4 protein-coding genes are annotated in these 2,140 nt (G+C 66.9%); 3 read left to right on the plus strand and 1 reads right to left on the minus strand.

Annotated elements, in window-relative coordinates; genetic code table 11:
• On the plus strand, positions 1–346 hold a 346-nt coding region (locus JHD07_RS38335), incomplete at its 5' end, for an Lrp/AsnC family transcriptional regulator (RefSeq protein WP_291631683.1).
• A 211-nt stretch (positions 347–557) separates the two neighbouring features.
• Positions 558–857 (plus strand): DUF3551 domain-containing protein, encoded by a 300-nt coding sequence (locus JHD07_RS38340; RefSeq protein WP_291631685.1) that lies wholly within the window; start codon positions 558–560, stop codon positions 855–857.
• 75 nt (positions 858–932) lie between these two features.
• On the opposite strand, the gene JHD07_RS38345 is transcribed toward JHD07_RS38340, so the two are convergent.
• Positions 933–1,961: an AraC family transcriptional regulator gene (locus JHD07_RS38345; protein ID WP_291631687.1), complete on the minus strand. Its 1,029-nt coding sequence runs from the start codon at positions 1,959–1,961 to the stop codon at positions 933–935.
• Between JHD07_RS38345 and JHD07_RS38350 the strand changes: the two genes are divergently transcribed.
• On the plus strand, positions 1,937–2,140 hold a 204-nt coding region (locus JHD07_RS38350), incomplete at its 3' end, for a hypothetical protein (RefSeq protein WP_291631689.1). The genes JHD07_RS38345 and JHD07_RS38350 overlap by 25 nt on opposite strands.

Consider the following 2,140-nt stretch of genomic DNA (forward strand, 5'->3'; position numbering starts at 1 on the left):
CCGCGGCGTGATCCGGGCGGTACGCGCGGTGATCGACGAGCGGCGGCTCGGCTACGAGGTGGTGTCGTTCGTCTCGATCCAGCTCGGCAGCCAGGCCCAGCCGGTGCTGGAGGCGTTCGAGAGCTCGATCGCCGCGATCCCGCGCATCCAGCAGTGCTGGCGGATTTCCGGCGACACCGACTATCTGCTCAAATGCGTGGCGCCGAGCGTCGAGAGCATGCGCCAGCAGCTCCTGCATTTCGCGGCGATGCCCGACGTTAAGAACGTCCGCAGCTTCCCGGTGCTGGGGGTGGCCAAGGACGTGCCGCTGCCGTTGCAGGAAGTGGCCGCGGCGCCGGCCGGATGACGATGCGGATGCCAGAGGGCAGAGATCCATTCGGGCAATCCGATTTAATGCGTGAGTTGATCACCTAACTGTGACATGTGATTCTTGAAGCCCTGCACTGCGCGGAGCCGCGATTGTCGGTTCCGGGGGGCCGTCTAGATGCGAGGTGTAGCCCTCCGTATGCCTGGCATGCCGAGGACTCCTTGTGGACCCCGAAGCAGGACAACACGCCATGACATCGATTTCGAAGACGTTCGTCGCATCGGCTGCGACGCTGTTTGCATCCGCGTTTCTCGTGGTGTCCGCGCCCGCAGCCCAGGCTGAAGACTACTGCATCACCAACGGTGCCCAGGCCGCTCATGGCTGCGGCTACCCGACGATGGAAGCGTGCCGCGCCGCGGCCGGCGGCATCGGCGGCACCTGTGCGCAGAGCGGCGGTGCGAAGACCTCGAACGACGCGTTCGCTCAGCAGCCGAAGCAGACGCGCTCGCGCACCAAGCTTCGCCCGGGCGGCCAGACCAACTCGAACTGACGCTGAGATCGAGGCCGGTTCGGAGATGCTACGGCTTGCGAGATCCGTCTCGGAAGCCGCAGCGGACGCGCCCGCTCACCGGTACCGGCCGCGAAACTCGCGCGGGCTTGCGCCGGTCCAGCTGCGGAAGGCGCGCGAGAAGCTCTTTTCGTTGCGGAAGCCGGCGATCTCGGCTATGCGCTTGATCGGCGTGCGGCCGCGCATCAGCTCCTGTTTGGCGAGCTCGAACTTCGCCTCTTCCTTGAGATCGCGCAGCGAGGTGGACTCCTCGCGCAGGCGGCGATGCATGGTGCGGGTGGAGAGCGCGAGCTCGCTCGCGACGTCCTCGGCACCGAGAACGCGCCCACGCGCGTGGCGCAGCACGCGGCGGACGCGCTCGACCAGCAGCCGGTCGCGCCGGTAGGGCAGCACGGTGAGCCGCAGGGCACCTTTGAGCATGTTGTCGAGATCCGCCGGACTGCGCGTCAGCGGCAGCGACAGATAGTGCTTGTCGAAGACGATGGCGGCACGGGCCGCATCGAAGCGGACGCTCCTGCAAAAGATGGTCGGATAGACCGAGACGTGGCCCGGCTCGGGAAAAGGAAACTCGGCCGACCGGAGCGCGATCCGGGAATCGACAGCCCAGCACGAGAAGCCGAGCACGTAGCGGAGCAGGGTAACGAGGCAGAACTCGCGGAAGGGCCCGAGGTCACGCAACTCGCGGATCGAGACGACAGCGGTCTCTTCGCCGATCTCGAGATCGAGCAGCACGTCTTCCGTGACCAGGCGGTGATGCCGGCACCAGCGCTTGAGCGCGAGCTCCAGCGTCGGCGCGGTGATCGAGGCACGGCACAGCATGCCGTAGGTGCCCCAGGGCAGCCGGCGCGAGAACCAGCCGAGGCCCTCGTCGTCGAGCTCGCGCATGGCATGGCCGGCAAGGGCCTCGAACTGGGCGGCAGTGACCCGTCCGTCCCGGGAATTGACGAGCTCCGCCGCGACCTGGCCCCGGCTCAATGCCTCCGCCGGATCGCGTCCGTACCGCTCATAGGCCCCGACCACGCCGCGGACGAAGGCGGCGGGGGTCATGGCACGGCGCGGGATTGCGGTGGCGGCTTGAAAAGGCATCGGAACTCCCAGCAAAAATCCTCGCCAAGTTTGGCGGAAAATGCAACCTTTTCGACCGCAAGAGGGCCGGGACCGGGCTAGGTTCGGAGCCAAAATACGGAGGAATCGCCGTGAACATCCCGAGCATCGATTTCGATCTGGGCGAAGACATCAGCCTGCTGCGCGACACCCTGCGCGCC

It is taken from the genome of Bradyrhizobium sp. (genome assembly GCF_016462955.1).
Taxonomy (GTDB): domain Bacteria; phylum Pseudomonadota; class Alphaproteobacteria; order Rhizobiales; family Xanthobacteraceae; genus Bradyrhizobium.

Coding starts and splice junctions, on each gene's coding strand:
- JHD07_RS38340 (WP_291631685.1), top strand. CDS start 558: ATGACATCGATTTCGAAGACGTTCGTCGCATCGGCTGCGACGCTGTTT.
- JHD07_RS38345 (WP_291631687.1), bottom strand. CDS start 1,961: ATGCCTTTTCAAGCCGCCACCGCAATCCCGCGCCGTGCCATGACCCCC.